The organism is Citrobacter sp. TBCS-14 (assembly GCF_005280805.1).
Taxonomy (GTDB): Bacteria; Pseudomonadota; Gammaproteobacteria; order Enterobacterales; family Enterobacteriaceae; genus Citrobacter; species Citrobacter gillenii.
In genome coordinates this window covers 1-230 of record NZ_SZWM01001028.1, presented here as the reverse complement: position 1 = coordinate 230, position 230 = coordinate 1, and the positions used below count along the sequence as shown (strand labels likewise).

Here is a 230-nt window from a genome sequence, read left to right as displayed (position 1 = left end):
AGTCGTTGAAGTCCGCTGCCTGCACCTCCTGACCAACTACTTCATCCCATGTTGGTAGCGTGACCGGAATTTGTGGTGTCCCTATTTCTCCCGTTTCAAGTACAGGACGGAATAACGATGTCCCCCTGCAATCGCTGTTATAGCGCAGATGAAATGTCTCTTTCGCCTCTACGACGCGCGAGTCGGCACGCCAGCCAGCGACGGCAGAGCAGGTAACGGGTTGGCCGATG

The 230-nt window shown here is 55.7% G+C and carries 1 pseudogene; it reads right to left on the bottom strand.

The window, feature by feature from the left end:
• A pseudogene (locus tag FDX22_RS23780) lies at positions 1–230 on the bottom strand (4-deoxy-4-formamido-L-arabinose-phosphoundecaprenol deformylase); the annotation flags it as partial.